A 17426-nucleotide genomic window follows, 5' to 3' on the forward strand; every position below is an offset into this window, starting at 1 on the left:
GTGCCTGCCATGTCCTCTGTATCGACTGCGCCCGAACCGGCCACCACCGCATCGCCGAAGGCGGCGCTGAAGGTCGCCAGCTACAACATCCGCAAGGCCATGGGCATCGACCGCCGCCGTGACCCGGCGCGCATCCTGCACGTGCTGAACCAGATCGGCGCCGACGTCGTGGTCTTGCAGGAAGCCGACCTCAGGCTCGGCCCGCGCCCCGCCGCCATTCCGCGCTTCCTGATCGCGCAGGAGACCGACTACGAGGTGGTCAATCTTGCCCGCAACGATGTCAGCCTCGGATGGCACGGCAATGCTATCTTCGTTCGAAAGGGATTTGCGGTGACCGAAATCCGCCGTTTCGAACTGCCGGGGCTGGAGCCGCGCGGGGCGGTCATGGCGCGGGTCGAGGGGGTCAACGTGGTCGGCGCGCATCTCGGGCTGCTCCGCCGCTACCGTCTCAAGCAGATGACCGAAATCCGCGAACAACTGGGTGAACTGCGCGCCGAGGCGGCGATCTTCGGCGATTTCAACGAATGGTCCGATGTGCGCGGCTACGAACCTTGGGAACGGGACTTCACGCTCACCCTGCCGGGGCGCAGCTACCATGCCTCGCGCCCCTTCGTGGCGCTTGACGGGATCGCCTATGGCAGCGCGCTGGCGCTCGATGATGCCGGGGTAGAGGAGGGAGGTGCGGCGCGGCGCGCCTCGGATCACCTGCCGATCTGGGCGCAGCTCTCGCGACGGGGATGAGACCCGCCGCCGCGGTGGCCTTGCATCGCGGCAGGCCATACGCCATGTAACACGCCAAGCTAACCGCCGCAGCGGAGGACAACATGCTGGAACTGGGCAAGACAGAGGCCCCCAAGGGCGATCTCATCAAGGACGTCAGCGAAGCCGACTTCATGGCCGAGGTGGTGGATGCCTCGCAGGACGTGCCGGTCATCGTCGATTTCTGGGCGCCCTGGTGCGGCCCGTGCAAGCAGCTCGGACCGGCCCTTGAGGCGGCGGTGACCGAGGCGCGCGGCGCGGTCAAGATGGCCAAGGTCAACGTCGACGAGGCGCAGATGATCGCCGGTCAGCTGCGCATCCAGTCGATCCCGACGGTCTATGCCTTCTACAAGGGCCAGCCGATCGACGGTTTCCAGGGGGCGCTGCCTGCCTCCGAGCTGAAGGCGTTCATCGACCGCGTTGTCCAGGCTTCGGGCGGCGACGCCTCGGGCGGGCTCGACGAGGCGGTGGCCACCGCAGAAGAGATGCTCGAGCAGGGCGCCGCCGCCGATGCGGCGCAGGTCTTCGCGGCGGTGCTCGAAGAAGATCCCAAGAACGCCAAGTGCTTTGCCGGGCTGGTGTCCTGCTACCTGGCCCTCGGCGAGATCGAGCAGGCCGAGGCGGTGCTGAACGGCGCCCCGGCCGAGATCTCGAAGGCGCCCGAACTGGAAGCGGCCCATGCCAAGATCGAACTCGCGAAGCAGGCCAGCAGCGCCGGCCCGCTGGCCGAGCTGAGTGCCAAGGTCGAGGCGGAGCCGACCAACCTGCAGGCGCGGTTCGACCTGGCGCAGGCGCTGCATGCCAATGGCCAGACCGAGGCCGCCGTGGACCAACTGCTCGACATCTTCCGCCGCGATCGCGAGTGGAACGACAGCGCGGCCAAGACCCAGCTCTTCACCATCTTCGACGCGCTCAAGCCGAACGATCCGGTGGTGCTGAATGGGCGGCGCAGACTCAGCTCGATGATATTTGCCTGAACGCCGATGCGCCCTAGCTGGCAGGTCATGGTGAGACGAACCGATCTTCCGGGCACGATCCCGGTGTTTCCGCTTCCCGGAGCGCTGCTGCTGCCGCGCTCGCGGCTGCCGCTGCACATCTTCGAGCCGCGCTATCTGGCGATGCTCGACGATGCGTTGAAAAGCGATGCGCGGCTGATCGGCATGGTGCAACCCGCGGGCAACGGCTCGGATACCCGGCCGTCGCTTCAGCGTATCGGCTGCGCCGGGCGGATCACCCAGTTCTCGGAGACCGAGGACGGGCGCTACATGATCACCCTCTCGGGCCTGTCGCGCTATCGCGTGATGGACGAGGTGGACGGCTTCACCCCCTACCGGCGCTGCAAGGTGAGCTGGAGCGGCTTCGAGCACGATCTTGATCCCCATGCCGACAGCGACGAGAGCTTCGACCGGGGCGCCTTCCTGCGTCTTCTGGACCGCTATTTCGACGCGCGCGGCCTGTCCGCCGACTGGGACACGCTGAAGGACGCCGAGGACGAGCTGCTGATCAACTCGCTTTCGATGCTGCTGGATTTCGCGCCCGAGGAAAAACAGGCGCTGCTGGAAGCGCCGCGCCTGGGCTCGCGCCGCGAGACGCTGGTGACATTGATCGAGTTCGCCCTGCGCGGCGGAGAAGAGGACCTGATCCAATGACCGAAGAAACAATTTCCTTCGACCGCCACATGCTCGAGGCATTGGTGTGCCCGGTGACCCATGCGGTGCTGGAATACGATGCCGAGCGGCAGGAGCTGGTCAGCAAGAGCGCGGGCCTGGCCTTTCCGATCCGCGACGGTATCCCGGTGATGCTGATCGACGAGGCGCGGCGCCTCGACGCCTGAGCGGAGCGGGGCGAGGGGCCAGCCCCTCGCGCTCCCCGGCGTATTTTGAAAGAGAAGACAGGCGCGGTCCGGATGGGCCGCGCCTTTGTCCTGGCCGGGGCTCAGATTTCGAGCGCCAGGGCGCGGGCGAGGATCGCCGGGTCGACGTTGCCGCCCGAGACGGTGCAGATCACCGCGTCGCCCGCGATCTCGTCCTTGCGGAACAGCGCCGCGGCCAGTGCCACCGCGCCGCCGGGTTCGGCGACGATCTTCAGGTGGCGCGCGGCGAGCTGGATGGCCTTCAGCGCCTCTTCCTCCGAGACGGCGAGGCCCGGACCGCAGAGCCGGGACATGATCGGGAAGGTGATATTGCCCGGCTGCGGCGTGACGATGGCGTCGCAGATATTGCCGCCGAGCGCGGCGTTGCGCTGGATGCTGCCCGTGGCAAGCGAGCGTTTCACGTCGTCGAAGCCCTCGGGCTCGGCCGGGCGGACGCGCAGACCCGGCGCCTTGGCCTCCAGTGCCAGCGCGATGCCCGAGGTCAGCCCGCCGCCACCGCAGCAGACGATCACGTCCGCCTCGGTCACGCCGGCCTCGGCGGCCTGCGCGGCGATCTCCAGACCACAGGTGCCCTGGCCGGCGATCACCTCGGGCTCGTCGAAGGGTTTGACCAGCGTCAGGCCGCGTTCGGCAGCAAGCTTGGCGCCGAGCGCGTCGCGGTCTTCCGTCTCGCGGTCGTAGAGCACGACCTCGCCGCCAAGACCCTTCGTGCCGGCGATCTTCGCGGCGGGCGCGTCGGCGGGCATGATGATCACCGCGGGCACGCCGAAGCCCCGCGCCGCGGCGGCGATGCCCTGCGCGTGGTTGCCCGATGAGAAGGCGATGATCCCCTTGGCGCGGACCGCGGGGGCGAGCGCCGACAGCGCCGACCAGGCGCCACGGAACTTGAAGCTGCCGGTGTGTTGCAGGCATTCGGCCTTCACCAGAAGGCGGCGTCCGGCGATCTCGTCGAGGAAAGGCGAGGAAAGCAGCGGCGTGCGGCGGGCGTGGCCTTGCAGCCGCTCGGCGGCGGCCTCGATACGGGTGATGTCCATGGAATGTCCTCGGCTTTGCGATCTTGGCCAGACCCTGTTCCCGCGCGGAGGCAGTGTCAACGGGCTTGCCAAGCCGCTCCGGCGGCGGCGAGATGGGTGCCATGATCGAACGGCGGCACGCGCAGGAGGGGATGCGCTCGCGGGCACTCTATTCGCCCTGCGGGACCTACCGCTACGGGCTCGAACGGGTCTGGCAGGACGCGCCGGGGCCGCTGCTGCTCTGGATCATGCTCAACCCGGCGCGCGCCGACGAGCGCCGCAATGATCCGACGATCGCGCGGTGCCAGCGCCGGGCGCAGGCGCTGGGGTTCGGCGGTATGCGCATCGCAAATCTCTTTGCCTTCCGCGCGCCCACACCCGCGGACCTGCGCCGCGCCGAGGCACCGGTGGGGCCGGAGAACGATCCGCTGCTGCTGCGCTGGCACGGCGAGGCCGCAATGACGCTGGTGGGCTGGGGTCTGCATGGCGCGCATCTGGGTCGCGGCGCGGAGGTCACGGCGCGGCTGACCGGACCGCTGCATGTGCTCGGCCTGACCAAGGGCGGTCACCCGCGCCACCCGCTCTATGTGCCCTACCGCGCGCAGCCGCGCCTTTGGCGCCGCGAGGGTGCGGCCTAGCGGCTGGTTAACCTTGCACGGGGATTGGCCTTGGTTACCGGGGCGCGTGCGCGGCAGGATTGCGCCTTCGCTGACCCTGGAGAGCTGCGATGCTGATGCTGGCCGGAATGATGGGCATGGCGCTGCTGGGCGCGCTGACGGTCTTTGCCATGCCCGAAGCGGAGGATGACGCCGATGCGGGGACGGATGTGGCGGAGGACGCGCCGCTCGAGGGTCCTGCGACGAGTTTCGATCCGGAACCGGAGGGGGTGGCGGCAGAGGCTCCGGTGGCGGAGACGGCGGGCCGCATCGAGGCCGGCACGGCGCTCGGCGACACGCTCCTGGGGACGCCGTTCACCGACATGCTGGACGGCGGGGCGGGCGAGGACGTCCTAGACGGGCGGGCGGGGGACGACGAGCTGCTCGGCGGGGGTGGTGACGACAGCGTGCTGGGCGGCGCGGGCAACGACACGCTGCACGGTGGCGAGGGCCGGGACACGCTCTACGGCGGAAACGGCGACGACCAGCTCTTCGCCCATGACGGCGGTGGCGTCCTGGACGGCGGATCGGGCGACGACGAGGCGCAGGGTGGGCTCGGGGACGATCTGTTGCTCGGCGGCACGGGGCAGGATGCGCTGTTCGGGCGCGAGGGCGCCGACACGCTGATCGGGGGGCTCGGGTCCGACACGCTGTTCGGCGGGGCGGGGGATGACGTGCTGTCAGGGGTCGAGATGGACCGGACCGGCGCGGATGCGGACGACGAAGATTTCCTCAATGGCGGGGCGGGGGACGACATGCTCTGGGTTGGGCGCGGCGATCTTGCCAGCGGCGGCGACGGGCAGGACAGCTTCTTTCTTGGCGACTGGAACCCGGGGGGCGAGGTGGCGGATGTGGCCGATTTCGATCCGGCGCAGGACCAGCTGGTGGTGGTCTGGTCGGGCGGCGTGCCGCCGGTGCTGGACCTGAGGGCCAGCGCGGAGGATCCGGGGCTGACCGAGATCTGCGCCGATGGCGAGGTGCTTGCGGTGATGCCCACCGCGGATGCGCCGGGTCTCGACGCGATCGCGCTGATCGATGCGCAGCTGGCCGGGCTGCCGGGCGCGGCCTGAGACAGCGGCGGGACCGCCCGCGTTTCGGGCTTCCCTTTCGGGCTGAATCGCCCTATACGCGCGCATCCGGCCATGCGGGCCGGTGCTCTCCAAGGGCCCTGCTGGACGACATCCCGGCTTGAGCCATCCCTCTAACCTTTAAGGAGACCCCGATGTCGATCACCGTTGAAGAAAAGAACCGCCTGATGAAGGAATTCGCAACCAAGGAAGGCGACACCGGTTCGCCCGAAGTTCAGGTTGCCATCCTCACCAGCCGCATCTCGACCCTGACCGAGCACTTCAAGACCCACAAGAAGGACAACCACTCGCGTCGTGGCCTTCTGAAGCTCGTGGCTCAGCGCCGCAAGCTGCTGGACTACCTGAAGGGCAAGGAAGAGGCACGTTACACCGACCTCATCCAGCGCCTCGGCATCCGCCGCTGATCCGCTCAGGATACGGAATTCTCGACGCCCGCTCCCCTGGAGCGGGCGTTTTGCGTTTCGGTGCGGAGCGCAGTCGCCGGCGCGCACTGGCCTGTGCCGTGGCGGACCACGCTTATCGCTTCCCAAAAGCCGGATTCTCCTGTATGCGCGCCCCATCTGAGACGTGACGCCCCTGGCTCCCGGGCACATGCAAGAGGATAGGGAGCGGCGGCAATGGGGCCGCCATGCAAACGGGAGACCCGGAGGGCCGGGAGTGCTCCCTTACAGGATACGCTACATGTTCAACGTAACGACGAAATCCATGCAGTGGGGCGAGGAAACCCTCACCCTCGAGACCGGCAAGGTTGCCCGTCAGGCAGACGGCACCGTCATCGCCACCCTCGGCGAGACCTCGGTCATGGCCAACGTGACCTTCGCCAAGGAACCGAAGCCGGGTCAGGATTTCTTCCCGCTGACCGTCCACTACCAGGAAAAATACTACGCCGCGGGCAAGGTGCCCGGTGGCTTCTTCAAGCGCGAGGCGCGTCCGACCGAGAAAGAGACGCTGACCGCACGCCTGATCGACCGTCCGATCCGTCCGCTCTTCGTCCCCGGCTTCAAGCATGAAGTGCTGGTGATGTGCACCGTGCTGTCGCACGACCTGGTCAACGACCCCGACGTCGTGGCGATGATCGCCGCTTCGGCCGCGCTGACCATCTCGGGCGTGCCCTTCATGGGCCCGATCGCCGGCTGCCGCGTCGGCTTCACCGATGGCGACTACGTGCTGAACCCGACCGTCGACGACATGCAGGGGCTGCGCAACAACCCCGATCAGCGTCTCGACCTCGTCGTCGCCGGCACCAAGGACGCCGTGATGATGGTGGAATCGGAAGCCTACGAGCTGACCGAGGACGAGATGCTGGGCGCCGTGACCTTCGCGCACGCGCAGATCCAGCCGGTCATCGACCTGATCATCGACCTGGCGGAATCCGCCGCGAAAGAGCCCTTCGACTTCCAGGCACCGGACTACTCGGAGCTGTTCGAAGTGGTGAAGGGCCTTGGCGAAGCCAAGATGAAGGCCGCCTACGCGATCACCGACAAGCAGGCGCGCGTCGCCGCCGTGTCGGCCGCGAAGGAAGAGATCAAGTCCCAGCTGAGCGAAGAGCAACTCGAAGACGCGAACCTCGGTTCGGCGATCAAGAAGCTCGAGTCGGTCGTGCTGCGTTCGGACGTGGTGAAGAACAAGCGCCGCATCGACGGCCGCGCGCTCGACCAGGTTCGTCCGATCGTGTCGGAAACCTCGGTCCTGCCGCGCACCCACGGCTCGTCGCTGTTCACCCGCGGTGAAACCCAGGCGCTGGTCGTGACCACGCTCGGCACCGGCGACGACGAGCAGATCATCGACGCTCTGCACGGCAACTTCCGCTCGAACTTCCTGCTGCACTACAACTTCCCGCCGTACTCGGTGGGTGAAGTGGGCCGCGTTGGCTCGCCGGGTCGCCGTGAAATCGGCCACGGCAAGCTGGCATGGCGCGCGCTGCAGGCCGTGCTGCCCGCACCGACCGACTTCCCCTACACCATCCGCGTGGTGTCCGAGATCACCGAATCCAACGGCTCGTCCTCGATGGCCTCCGTCTGCGGCGGCTCGCTGTCGATGATGGATGCGGGTGTTCCGCTGAAGGCGCCGGTGGCCGGTGTGGCCATGGGCCTCGTGCTGGAAGACGACGGTGAGTATGCGGTGCTGACCGACATCCTCGGCGACGAGGACCACCTCGGCGACATGGACTTCAAGGTCGCAGGCACCGAGAACGGCATCACCTCGCTGCAGATGGACATCAAGGTCGCGGGCATCACCCCCGAGATCATGAAGCAGGCGCTGGCACAGGCCAAGGACGGCCGGATGCACATCCTCGCCGAGATGGCCAAGGCGCTCACCGAAGCCGGTGAGTTCTCGGTCCACGCACCTCGCATCGAGACCATGCAGATCCCGACCGACAAGATCCGTGAAGTGATCGGCTCGGGCGGCAAGGTGATCCGCGAGATCGTCGAAGTGTCGGGCGCCAAGGTCGACATCAACGACGATGGCGTGATCAAGATCGCCTCGGCCAACGGTGAAGCCATCCAGAAGGCCTACGACATGATCTACTCGATCGTGGCGGAGCCGGAAGAGGGCTCGATCTACAAGGGCAAGGTCGTGAAGATCGTCGACTTCGGCGCCTTCGTGAACTTCTTCGGCAAGCGCGACGGCCTCGTGCACGTCAGCCAGATCGAGAACCGCCGCCTGAACCATCCGTCGGATGTGCTGAAGGAAGGCCAGGAAGTCTACGTGAAGCTGCTTGGCTTCGATGATCGCGGCAAGGTGCGCCTCGCCATGAAGATGGTCGACCAGGAAACCGGCGAAGAGCTGGCAGCGGACAAGAAGGAAGAGACCGCGGAGTAATCCGCGGCCTCGGCCACTTCTGAAAAAGCGAACGCCCCGGCCTTTCGGTCGGGGCGTTTTGCATCGGGCGTTGTCAGCGGGGGCCGGATCAGTGCAGCAGGGCAGGGGTTCGCGGCTGGTCCAGCACCAGTGACGAGGTGCCCGCGCCTGCCCAGAAGCCTTCGAGGAAGCGGGCCGGGTCGGCTTTCTGGCGCATCTCCTCGGTCAGCGCGAGCAGGCCGGTCACCTGGTCCTGTGACCAGCTCAGCAGCAGACCGGGTGCCGAGATCGCCGAGATCGGCGCATCCATCAGGGCAACCGGCGCCTCGTCGCGGTGGAAGGCTTCGACCGGGCAGTCGAGCGACGAGGTTCGGGTCTCGTCCCAGAGCGTCACCTCGTCGAGGCCGAGCGCTTCCAGATAGGGCACCAGCATCGGTTCGAGCACCAGCGGCAGCCAGTCCTCCTCGGGCTTGTAGAGGCCCTCGTTGCGGCAATGGCGGGCGATCCTCGAGACCAGCGTGGCATCGAGGTCCGGCGGCTCGGCCCCGATCACCCAGAGCCAGACCGTGCGCGCAAAGTGCCGGAAATCGCTGACACCAAGTGCCTGCGCAATCATGTCCCAGCGCACCGGCTGGCCGGTGGTCTTGATGATCTCGTCGAACGCTTCCGGGGCCTGATCGGGTTGCGGGCCGCCAAGGCTCTCGAGCAACGCCTCCAGTTCCTGCGGCGTTGTCGCCTCACTGCGCAGCGGCCCCCAGGCGGTGGTCTCCGGCGTGAAGCCGGGCACGCGGAAGAAGGGGTTGAGCACTACGAAGACATGATCGTAGTCGCGCATCCACCAATGCAGCAGCTGCGCATTCATGTTGGGATGTTCGAGACGTCGTGGCGTGTCGGTCAAGCTTGGTCCTTTCCGGCCGGAGCGCCGGGCTTCTATCATCTCTTGCAGCACGAGCAAGCATCGGGGAGGGGCGCCAGCGAGGACGGAGAATCTCGCCCCTCGTTTCCGGTTTGTTAACGATTTTCGGCGCTGATCAAAAGAGCAAGCCGTCGTGCGACCACTCACGGAAACTGACGACCGGGTTGTTTGCGTTCCGAGCCCCGGATTGGGATGGCCGGAGTTCGGAACGCAGTTTGCAATCGAGCATCTTTCGCCCGCATTCCGGCGGCTTCTGCACGCGCTGCGCTTGGGTGACGTGGCGGCCTGCCGGTCATAACGTGACAGCCTGCCTGTCAAAAAAAGGCCGGGCTCGAAGCCCGGCCCAGTCCAACAGGGAGGTGCATGTGATGACCCGCACATGCCACGGGAACTCAAAATGTGCCTCGGTCAGGAGACCTATCCAAAAGGCTAGGTCAGAGTATCACCAAGTACAGTGTCAACCAATGGGCGAGCGGATTTTGATTGGCGAAAAACCGCTATCACGTGACATTTCCGCCGATTCTTCAGGCGACGAGGCGATAACCCCCGGATTCCGTGACCAAAATGCGGGCGTTGGAAGGATCGGGCTCGATTTTCTGGCGCAGGCGGTAGATGTGGGTTTCGAGCGTGTGGGTTGTCACGCCCGCATTGTAGCCCCAGACCTCGTGCAGCAGAATCTCGCGCGGGACCACGCCTTCGGTCGAGCGGTAGAGGAACTTGAGGATGTTCGTTTCTTTCTCGGTCAGGCGGATCTTGCGGTCGTCCTCGGTCACCAGGAGCTTCATCGACGGCTTGAACGTGTAAGGCCCGACGGTAAAGACCGCATCCTCGGATTGCTCGTGCTGGCGCAGCTGCGCGCGGATCCGTGCCAGCAGCACGGGGAACTTGAAGGGCTTGGTCACATAGTCGTTCGCGCCCGCGTCGAGGCCGAGAATCGTGTCGGCGTCGGTGTCATGCCCGGTAAGCATGAGGATCGGCGATTTGACCCCCTGCTTGCGCATCAACTTGCAAAGCTCGCGGCCGTCGGTGTCGGGCAGACCGACGTCGAGGATGAGCAGGTCGTAGACCTGTTCCTTCACCCGCGCCATGGCTGCAGCGCCGGTCTCGGCCTCGAAGACTTCGAAATCCTCGGTCATGACCAGCTGTTCGGCCAGCGCCTCGCGCAGGTCGTCGTCGTCGTCCACCAGCAGGATATTCTTGATCTGGGCCATCTGCCTCTCCGTCTTAGCGCCGTCCGTGTCTTGCTGGACCACATGTAAGCGCAGGGGGGGACAAACAAGTTTTGCTGCAGGGTTCTCACGCTCTCGTGTTGCGCGCAGGCTTTTGTTACAGGAACGAAGCTGCTTTGTTTCAGCGCCTTTCCGGGCTGGCTGGTCCGGGTGTACCATCCGCCCGGTTTGCCGCGGCCAAGACAGGAAGACGCCGATGTCCCTCGCGCCCGATCTCGGAGAACTGCTCGCCCGTGCCCGTGCCGACCTGCGCATGGGGGTGCCGGTGGTCCTGAAGGCGGCGCAGGGCGGTGCGCTGGTGGTGGCGGCCGAGACGGTCTCGGCGGCGCGGCTGGCCGTGATGCGCGCGCTTGGCGGAGAGCTCGACCTGGCGATCACCGCGCGCCGGGCCGAGACGTTGAAGGCGCGGGCCTATGACGGCGACCTGGCACGGGTGATCCTGCCCGGCGATGCCGGGCTGCAGTGGGTGCAATCCATCGCCGATCCGGCGGATGACCTGGCCGCGCCGATGAAGGGTCCGCTGGCGACGCGCCGCGGCGGCGATACCGGGCTGCACCGGCTGGCGATCACCCTGGTGAAGTCGGCGCGGCTGCTGCCCGCGGCGCTGATCCTGCCACTGGACGACGCAGAGGCTTTCGCGCGGGGCGAGATGCTGACGGTGGTCGAGGCCGACCCCGCGGGGCCCTACATGCTGACGCTGGCGCGGCTCGACCACGTGGTCTCGGCCAAGGTGCCGCTGCGCGCGGCGCAGAACGCCCGGCTGCACATCTTCCGGCCCGAGGACGGCTCGGATGAGCATTACGCCATCGAGATAGGCCGCCCCGACCGCTCCAAGCCGGTGCTCTCGCGGCTGCATTCGGCCTGTTTCACCGGCGATCTCCTGGGGTCTTTGAAATGCGATTGCGGCCCGCAGCTCAATGCCGCGCTGGCGCAGATGGGCGAGGAGGGGGCGGGCGTTCTGCTCTACCTCAACCAGGAGGGGCGGGGCATCGGGCTCGCGAACAAGATGCGCGCCTACGCCTTGCAGGACCAGGGCTTCGATACGGTCGAGGCAAACCACCGGCTGGGCTTCGAGGATGACGAGCGCGACTTCCGCCTTGGCGCCGAGATCCTGCGCAAGATGGGCTTCGGCGCGGTGCGGCTGCTGACCAACAACCCCAACAAGATGGCAATGATGGAGCGCTGCGGCATCAGCGTCGCCGAGCGGGTGCCGCTGAAGGTGGGGCTGAACGCCTACAACGAGCGCTACCTCGCCACCAAGGCCGAGAAGTCGGGGCACCTGCTGTGAGCGGTGCGGTGTCGCCGGGTGATCTGGTGCTGACCCGCGCCGGCCTGCGCTTCGCGGGGCGGACATGGCCCTGTGTCATCGGTCGCGGTGGCGTGCGTGCCGGCAAGCGCGAGGGCGATGGCGCGACTCCGGTGGGCGTGCACCGGGTGGTCGCCATGCTCTACCGGCCCGACCGCATGGCGCGGCCCGCCTTCTGGGCCGAGCCGATCCGGCCGCGCGACCTCTGGTGCGACGACAGCGCCTCGGCTGCCTACAACCAGCTGGTGCGTGCGCCCTTCGCGCCGAGCCACGAGACGCTGCGCCGGGCCGACCCGCTTTATGACCTGGTGCTGATCACCGACTGGAACTGGCCCGAGGCCGAACCCGGCCGCGGCTCGGCGATCTTCCTGCACCAATGGCGGCGTCCGGGCTATCCGACCGCGGGCTGCGTCGGCTTCGCGCCGTCGGACCTGCGCGAGATCGCCGGGCGGATGCAGCCGGGGGCGCGGCTGGTGGTGCCGGTGCCGTTGGACGGCTGGCGCGCGGGCTGAGCGCGCGCGGCACGGCCCGAACCCGCCGAGCCGCGGGGGTTTCACACCCCCGCACCCCCGTGGGATATTTCCGCCTAGAAGAAGCCAGGCCCGCGCGGGCGGGAGGGGGCGCGGCCAAGGCGGTGTCAGGCCGCGAGGCTGCGCGCGACGCCTTCGAGCATGCCGAGGCATTGCGCGAGCTGGCCACGGGTGACGAACTCGTCGGGTTTATGGGCCTGGGCGATCTCGCCGGGGCCGCAGACGACCACCGACATGCCCATCTGCTGGAACAGCCCGGCCTCGGTCCCGAAGGGCACCACGTCGGCGGACGTGCTGCCGGTGAGGCGGCAGATCAGGTCGCGCGCCGCGTTTTCCGCCATCGGGATCAGCCCCGAGACCTCGCCGATCACCTCGGTGGTGATCTCGGCCGAGGGGTGGATGGCGCGCATGGCGGGCAGCAACTCCTGCGCGACGCACCGGGCCAGCGCCTCCTTGACGAAGTCGGCGTCGCCGGGCTGGACCGGGCGCATTTCCCAGTCGATCTCGGCCTTGCCGGGGATGACGTTATGCGCGGCGCCCCCGGCAAGGCGGCCGATGTTCACCGTTGTCCAGGGCGGATCGAAGCGGCTGTCCCGCGGGGCGCGAGTCTTCAGCGCCTCGGCGAGGTCCATCAGCCTCTGGGCATAGCGCAGCGCGTAGAGCACGGCGTTGACGCCCCGGTCGGGGGCCGAGCCGTGACCCTCGAGCCCGGAGAAGCGCGTGGTGTACTCGCAGCAGCCCTTGTGGCCCTCGATCAGCCGCATGCCGGTGGGCTCGCCGATGATCGCCATGCGCGGCGCGTAGCCGCGGCGTTGCAGTTCGGGCACCAAGGCGCGGGCGCCGAGGCAGCCGACCTCTTCGTCATGGGTGAAGCACAGGTGCAGTGGCCGGCGCAGGGCCATCTGCGACACCGGCCCGGCCAGCGCCAGGGCGGCGGCGATGAAGCCCTTCATGTCGCAGCTGCCGCGGCCGTAGAGACGGTCGCCCCGCTCCGCCAGGGTGAAGGGGTCGCTGCTCCAGTCCTGGTCGGTCACCGGCACCACGTCGGTATGGCCCGAGAGCACCACGCCGCCCGGCACGTCGGGGCCGAGCGTGGCGAAGAGGTTGGCCTTTGTCCCGGAGCCGTCCCGCAGGATCTCGACCTTCGCGCCGAGGTGTTCGAGCTGGTCGCCGATCATCGCGATCATCGCGAGATTGCTCTCGCTCGAAACCGTCGGGCAGGCGATCAGGTCCCCGAGGTGCGCCTCGGTAGCGGGAAGAAGGGAGCTCATGGTTTCACGAAAAGCTGGCGGGGACGGTCACAGAAGCATTCGGCGGGACCGCTCTCGGTGATCAGGATGGACTCGGTGATCTCGAGGCCCCAGTCGGTCATCCACAGGCCGGGCATAAAGTGGAAGGTCATCCCCGGTTGCAGCTCGGTCTCGTCCTCGGAGCGCAGCGAAATGGTGCGCTCGCCCCAGTCGGGCGGGTAGGAGAGGCCAATCGGGTAGCCGCAGCGCGCGCCGCGCTCGATCCCGGCGCGCTCCAGCGGCGCGGCCAGCGCATTGGCAATGTCGCAGGCGCGGTTGCCGGCGCGGGCGGCCTCCAGCCCGGCCTCCAGCCCCTCGACCAGCGCGGCTTCGGCGCGGCGGATGAATTCGGGCGGGGTGCCGAGGAAGATCGAACGGCAGAACGGCGCGTGGTAGCGGCGGTAGCAGCCGGCGATCTCGAAGAAGGTCGCCTCGCCGCTGCGGAAGGGCTGGCCGTCCCAGGTGAGATGCGGCGCGGCGGCATCCGAGCCCGAGGGCAGCAGCGGCACGATGGCGGCATAGTCCCCCCAATGGCCGTCGGCACCGCGGATGGCGTCGCGCTGGATTTCGGCAACGACCTCGTTCTTCGGGATGCCGGGCTCGACCCGTTCGAGCAGCCCGTCGACGATTTTCTCCGAGATCCGCGCGGCGCGGCGCAGGAAGGCGATCTCCTCCGGCGACTTGATGCCGCGCTGCCAGTTGACCAGCGCCGTGGCATCGGAGAACTGCGCCTGCGGAAGGGTTTCGGCCAATGTCGCGAACGCCTTGGCGGAGAAATAGTAGTTGTCCATCTCGACGCCGATGCGCGCCTTTTCCAGCCCGGCGCCGGCCATGCGCACGGCAAGGTCGGTCATCGGGTGACGCTCGACCGACTGCACGTAATTGTCGGCGTAGCCCCAGACGTTGTCGTCCTCCATCCAGACGGTGCGCAGCGCGCCGTTGCAGTCCTGCGCGCGGCCCCACCAGACCGGATCGGCGTCATGGCGCAACAGCACGCCCTGGTGGACGTAGAACGACCAGCCGTCATAGCCGGTGAGCCAGGCCATATTCGACGGATCGGTGATCCAGAGCGCATCGAGACCGGCGGTCTCCATGGCCTTGCGGGTGAGAGACAGGCGGCGCGCATATTCCGCTGCCGAGAACGGGAGATCCTTGGAAAACTTCTGTATCATGACCCTCACCTTGTCGCCTTCGCAGCCAGATGACCGCATTTGCACAGGCACAACGCGCCCGAATACGACCTGTTTCGGTCGCCCTGCGTAGCGATTGACGCTTTTTCTCGCAGATGCTCGGGAAACGGGCGATCGCTGGCGGGAATGCAGGGCGCGCGGAAACGATTCTGCGACGAAATTCGGCATCGCGGATCAGGAACGCCATCTCCGGACCCAACGTCAGGCGCGGGAGATCGGCCTGAATAAATCTGTGTCACGCCGATTTTTCACCGCAAAGAGCCGTATTTGTGCCCGAAGGTTTCGCAGTGGCGCGAATCTCTTCGTGTTGGCGGCAACATGGTTGCAACGTGGGTCCGGACGCGTTTTTATCTGTCTCAAGACAGCGGAGAAAAATCCGCGGAACACACAATGGGGAGCCGGATTTGCAAGATACCGGGACTAGCGACGCGTTTGTCGCCTTCGAACGCGTGCAGAAGAGCTATGATGGCGAGACCCTTGTCGTCAAAGATCTGAACCTGAGCCTGCCCAAGGGCGAATTCTTGACCATGCTGGGGCCGTCCGGTTCGGGCAAGACCACTTGCCTGATGATGCTCGCCGGTTTCGAGACCGCCACCCACGGCGAGATCAAGCTCGATGGCAAGCCGATCAACAACATCCCGCCGCACAAGCGCGGCATCGGCATGGTGTTCCAGAACTACGCGCTCTTCCCGCACATGACCGTGGCTGAGAACCTCAGCTTCCCGCTCGAGGTGCGCAAGATCGGCAAGTCGGACCGCGAGGCCAAGGTCAAGCGCGCGCTGGACATGGTCGAGATGGGCGCCTTCGGCGGTCGCCGCCCGGCGCAGCTTTCGGGGGGGCAGCAGCAACGGATCGCGCTGGCGCGGGCGCTGGTGTTCGAGCCCGAGCTGGTGCTGATGGACGAGCCGCTTGGCGCGCTCGACAAGCAGCTGCGCGAGAAGATGCAGTTCGAGATCACCAGCCTGGCGCATCAGCTTGGCATCACCACGGTTTACGTGACCCACGACCAGACCGAAGCTCTGACCATGTCGGACCGCGTTGCCGTGTTCAACGACGGCCGGATCCAGCAGCTGGCCCCGCCGGACATCCTTTACGAGGAGCCCGAGAACAGCTTCGTGGCGCAGTTCATCGGTGAAAACAACACGCTCGAGGGCACCGTCGCCGAGATCAACGGCGACCGCTGCGTGGTCAAGCTCGACGGCGGCGAGGTGATCGACGCCAAGCCGGTGAACGTTTCCAAGGTTGGCGAGCGCACCCGCGTGTCGATCCGCCCCGAGCGCGTCGAGTACAACAAGGATCGCCTCCAGCAGGGGGCACATACGCTCAAGGCGAAGGTGCTCGAGTTCATCTACATGGGCGACATCTTCCGCACCCGTCTGGAAGTGGCCGGAAACCGCGAGTTCGTCATCAAGACCCGCAACGCGCCGGACCAGGTGCGTCTGTCGCCGGGCACGGAGATCGAGATCGGCTGGCTGCCCGAGGATTGCCGGGCGCTCGACGCCAACTGACAAGGATCTGCCCGCGTTGCCTTCCCGGCGTCGGGCAGGCGGTGCGGGCCGGAAAGATTCCGGTGGTCTGCCCGTGTTCCGGAATCCCAAATACACAACGGGTTACCTAAGGGAGTTACAAATGAATCGGACCAAGACCCTCCTGGCCACGACCGCGCTCACGGTTGCCGCAGGTGCCGTCTCCGCGGAGGATATGGCCAACTCGATGACCATCGTTTCCTGGGGCGGGGCCTATCAGAACAGCCAGCTGAAGGCCTATGCAGAGCCCTATGCGGCGATGCACCCCGAAGTCAGCATCTCGTGGGACGAGAGCTCGGCGGAAGCGGTGGCCAAGCTGCGCGCGATGAACGAAGCCGGCAACATCACCTGGGACCTCGTCGACGTGGAAGCGGCGGATTCGATCCGCCTGTGCGACGAAGGCCTGGCGATGGAAGTCGATGTCGACGAGATGCTCGCACCGGGCGAAGACGGCTCGTCGGCCGAGGACGACTTCGGCGACTCGCTGATCTCGGACTGCTTCATCCCGCAGATCGTGTTCTCGACCACCGTCGGCTACCGCACCGACATGGTCGGCGACACGCCGCCCTCCGACATCTGCGCGATCTTCGATCTCGAGACCTATCCGGGCAAGCGCTCGCTGAACAAGCGTCCGCCGGCCAACATGGAATGGGCGCTGCTCTGCGATGGTGTCGCCAAGGAAGACATCTACGACGTGCTGGCCACCCCCGAAGGCCAGGATCGCGCGCTGGCCAAGCTCGGCACCATCAAGGACCAGACCATCTGGTGGACCGCCGGCGCCGACACGCCGCAGCTGCTGGCCGATGGTGAGGTCGTGATGGGCTCGACCTACAACGGTCGTCTGTTCTCGGCCATTGCCGAGCAGAACCAGCCGATCGGCATGCTCTGGGACGCCGAGATGCTGGACTTCGACGGCTGGGTGATCCCCGAGGGCCTGCCCGAGGATCGTCTGGCGCGGGTGCTCGACTTCGTGAAGTTCGCGACCGACACGCAGCGTCTTGCTGACCAGGCCGCCTACATCTCCTACGGCCCGGCGCGCGCCTCCTCGGCCCCGCTGGTCGGCCAGCACGCCGAGCTCGGCATCGACATGGCGCCGCACATGCCGACCGACCCGGCCAATGCGACCAATGTCTTCGTGACCCAATACGCCTTCTGGTCGGACTACCGCGACGACATCGACGCCAAGTTCCAAGCGTGGCTCGCGCAGTGATCCGCTGACTTGTGAAGGGGAGGGGCCGCTTGCGGCCCC

General features: G+C 67.0%; 17 protein-coding genes. 12 read left to right on the top strand and 5 right to left on the bottom strand.

From position 1 onward, the window contains the following. The first annotated feature begins 9 nt into the window (after positions 1–9). The 4 genes from IQ782_RS19370 (at position 10) to IQ782_RS19385 (ending at position 2593) form a co-directional block, all read left to right on the top strand. Positions 10–741: an endonuclease/exonuclease/phosphatase family protein gene (locus IQ782_RS19370; protein ID WP_240989414.1), complete on the top strand. Its 732-nt coding sequence runs from the start codon at positions 10–12 to the stop codon at positions 739–741. Between the two features lie 83 nt (positions 742–824). Further along, entirely contained in the window at positions 825–1736 is a 912-nt protein-coding gene (trxA, locus tag IQ782_RS19375; protein WP_194136321.1) for a thioredoxin, read from the top strand. Positions 1737–1763: 27 nt separating this feature from the next. Next, on the top strand, positions 1764–2408 hold the full coding sequence (locus tag IQ782_RS19380) for an LON peptidase substrate-binding domain-containing protein (protein ID WP_194136322.1): 645 nt from the start codon (positions 1764–1766) through the stop codon (positions 2406–2408). Next, entirely contained in the window at positions 2405–2593 is a 189-nt protein-coding gene (locus IQ782_RS19385; protein WP_194136323.1) for a Trm112 family protein, read from the top strand. Before IQ782_RS19380 ends, IQ782_RS19385 begins: the two co-directional genes overlap by 4 nt. A gap of 101 nt (positions 2594–2694) precedes the next feature. Here the strand turns inward: IQ782_RS19385 and IQ782_RS19390 are convergent, their stop codons facing one another. After that, positions 2695–3666: a threonine ammonia-lyase gene (locus tag IQ782_RS19390; RefSeq protein ID WP_194136324.1), complete on the bottom strand. Its 972-nt coding sequence runs from the start codon at positions 3664–3666 to the stop codon at positions 2695–2697. A 65-nt stretch (positions 3667–3731) separates the two neighbouring features. Here IQ782_RS19390 and IQ782_RS19395 point away from each other — a divergent pair, with 65 nt between their 5' ends. The 4 genes from IQ782_RS19395 to pnp all read left to right on the top strand — a co-directional run bounded on the left by IQ782_RS19395 (position 3732) and on the right by pnp (position 8212). Next, positions 3732–4283, top strand: a complete 552-nt coding sequence (locus IQ782_RS19395) for a DUF1643 domain-containing protein (RefSeq protein ID WP_338092614.1) — start codon at positions 3732–3734, stop codon at positions 4281–4283. An 89-nt stretch (positions 4284–4372) separates the two neighbouring features. Beyond that, entirely contained in the window at positions 4373–5371 is a 999-nt protein-coding gene (locus IQ782_RS19400) for a calcium-binding protein (protein ID WP_194136325.1), read from the top strand. 152 nt (positions 5372–5523) lie between these two features. After that, the gene (rpsO, locus tag IQ782_RS19405; protein ID WP_194136326.1) at positions 5524–5793 is read left to right on the top strand and encodes a 30S ribosomal protein S15; all 270 of its coding nucleotides are present in this window, start codon (positions 5524–5526) and stop codon (positions 5791–5793) included. 277 nt (positions 5794–6070) lie between these two features. Next, on the top strand, positions 6071–8212 hold the full coding sequence (gene pnp, locus IQ782_RS19410) for a polyribonucleotide nucleotidyltransferase (protein ID WP_194136327.1): 2142 nt from the start codon (positions 6071–6073) through the stop codon (positions 8210–8212). Between the two features lie 88 nt (positions 8213–8300). On the opposite strand, the gene IQ782_RS19415 is transcribed toward pnp, so the two are convergent. Both IQ782_RS19415 and IQ782_RS19420 read right to left on the bottom strand, forming a co-directional pair. After that, entirely contained in the window at positions 8301–9089 is a 789-nt protein-coding gene (locus IQ782_RS19415; RefSeq protein ID WP_240989415.1) for a hypothetical protein, read from the bottom strand. Positions 9090–9631: 542 nt separating this feature from the next. Then, entirely contained in the window at positions 9632–10318 is a 687-nt protein-coding gene (locus IQ782_RS19420) for a response regulator transcription factor (RefSeq protein WP_095880623.1), read from the bottom strand. Between the two features lie 214 nt (positions 10319–10532). On the opposite strand from IQ782_RS19420, the gene ribA reads away from it, so the two are divergent. Together ribA and IQ782_RS19430 are read left to right on the top strand one after the other, a co-directional pair. Next, a complete protein-coding gene (gene ribA, locus IQ782_RS19425; RefSeq protein WP_194136328.1) occupies positions 10533–11624 on the top strand; it encodes a GTP cyclohydrolase II in 1092 nt (363 codons plus the stop codon). An 8-nt stretch (positions 11625–11632) separates the two neighbouring features. After that, positions 11633–12154: a L,D-transpeptidase family protein gene (locus IQ782_RS19430; protein WP_194136329.1), complete on the top strand. Its 522-nt coding sequence runs from the start codon at positions 11633–11635 to the stop codon at positions 12152–12154. Positions 12155–12279: 125 nt separating this feature from the next. Here IQ782_RS19430 and argE read toward each other — a convergent pair whose 3' ends face one another. Continuing rightward, a complete protein-coding gene (gene argE, locus IQ782_RS19435) occupies positions 12280–13443 on the bottom strand; it encodes an acetylornithine deacetylase (protein ID WP_194136330.1) in 1164 nt (387 codons plus the stop codon). Continuing rightward, the gene (locus IQ782_RS19440) at positions 13440–14633 is read right to left on the bottom strand and encodes a M24 family metallopeptidase (RefSeq protein ID WP_194136331.1); all 1194 of its coding nucleotides are present in this window, start codon (positions 14631–14633) and stop codon (positions 13440–13442) included. The genes argE and IQ782_RS19440 overlap by 4 nt, the downstream gene beginning before the upstream one ends. A 422-nt stretch (positions 14634–15055) precedes the next feature. Between IQ782_RS19440 and IQ782_RS19445 the strand changes: the two genes are divergently transcribed. Both IQ782_RS19445 and IQ782_RS19450 read left to right on the top strand, forming a co-directional pair. After that, positions 15056–16159: an ABC transporter ATP-binding protein gene (locus tag IQ782_RS19445; protein ID WP_194136332.1), complete on the top strand. Its 1104-nt coding sequence runs from the start codon at positions 15056–15058 to the stop codon at positions 16157–16159. Between the two features lie 121 nt (positions 16160–16280). Then, positions 16281–17387, top strand: coding sequence for an extracellular solute-binding protein (locus tag IQ782_RS19450; protein WP_194136333.1), 1107 nt, complete (start codon positions 16281–16283; stop codon positions 17385–17387). Positions 17388–17426 lie beyond the last annotated feature (39 nt).

It is taken from the genome of Salipiger mangrovisoli (genome assembly GCF_015223355.1).
GTDB lineage: Bacteria > Pseudomonadota > Alphaproteobacteria > Rhodobacterales > Rhodobacteraceae > Salipiger > Salipiger mangrovisoli.

Bases quoted from the DNA above. Each gene is read 5' to 3' on its own strand.
- IQ782_RS19440 (WP_194136331.1), bottom strand. From the start codon at position 14,633: ATGATACAGAAGTTTTCCAAGGATCTCCCGTTCTCGGCAGCGGAATAT.
- ribA (WP_194136328.1), top strand. From the start codon at position 10,533: ATGTCCCTCGCGCCCGATCTCGGAGAACTGCTCGCCCGTGCCCGTGCC.
- trxA (WP_194136321.1), top strand. From the start codon at position 825: ATGCTGGAACTGGGCAAGACAGAGGCCCCCAAGGGCGATCTCATCAAG.
- IQ782_RS19390 (WP_194136324.1), bottom strand. From the start codon at position 3,666: ATGGACATCACCCGTATCGAGGCCGCCGCCGAGCGGCTGCAAGGCCAC.
- IQ782_RS19450 (WP_194136333.1), top strand. From the start codon at position 16,281: ATGAATCGGACCAAGACCCTCCTGGCCACGACCGCGCTCACGGTTGCC.
- rpsO (WP_194136326.1), top strand. From the start codon at position 5,524: ATGTCGATCACCGTTGAAGAAAAGAACCGCCTGATGAAGGAATTCGCA.
- IQ782_RS19370 (WP_240989414.1), top strand. From the start codon at position 10: ATGTCCTCTGTATCGACTGCGCCCGAACCGGCCACCACCGCATCGCCG.
- argE (WP_194136330.1), bottom strand. From the start codon at position 13,443: ATGAGCTCCCTTCTTCCCGCTACCGAGGCGCACCTCGGGGACCTGATC.
- IQ782_RS19385 (WP_194136323.1), top strand. From the start codon at position 2,405: ATGACCGAAGAAACAATTTCCTTCGACCGCCACATGCTCGAGGCATTG.
- IQ782_RS19420 (WP_095880623.1), bottom strand. From the start codon at position 10,318: ATGGCCCAGATCAAGAATATCCTGCTGGTGGACGACGACGACGACCTG.
- pnp (WP_194136327.1), top strand. From the start codon at position 6,071: ATGTTCAACGTAACGACGAAATCCATGCAGTGGGGCGAGGAAACCCTC.
- IQ782_RS19400 (WP_194136325.1), top strand. From the start codon at position 4,373: ATGCTGATGCTGGCCGGAATGATGGGCATGGCGCTGCTGGGCGCGCTG.
- IQ782_RS19380 (WP_194136322.1), top strand. From the start codon at position 1,764: ATGGTGAGACGAACCGATCTTCCGGGCACGATCCCGGTGTTTCCGCTT.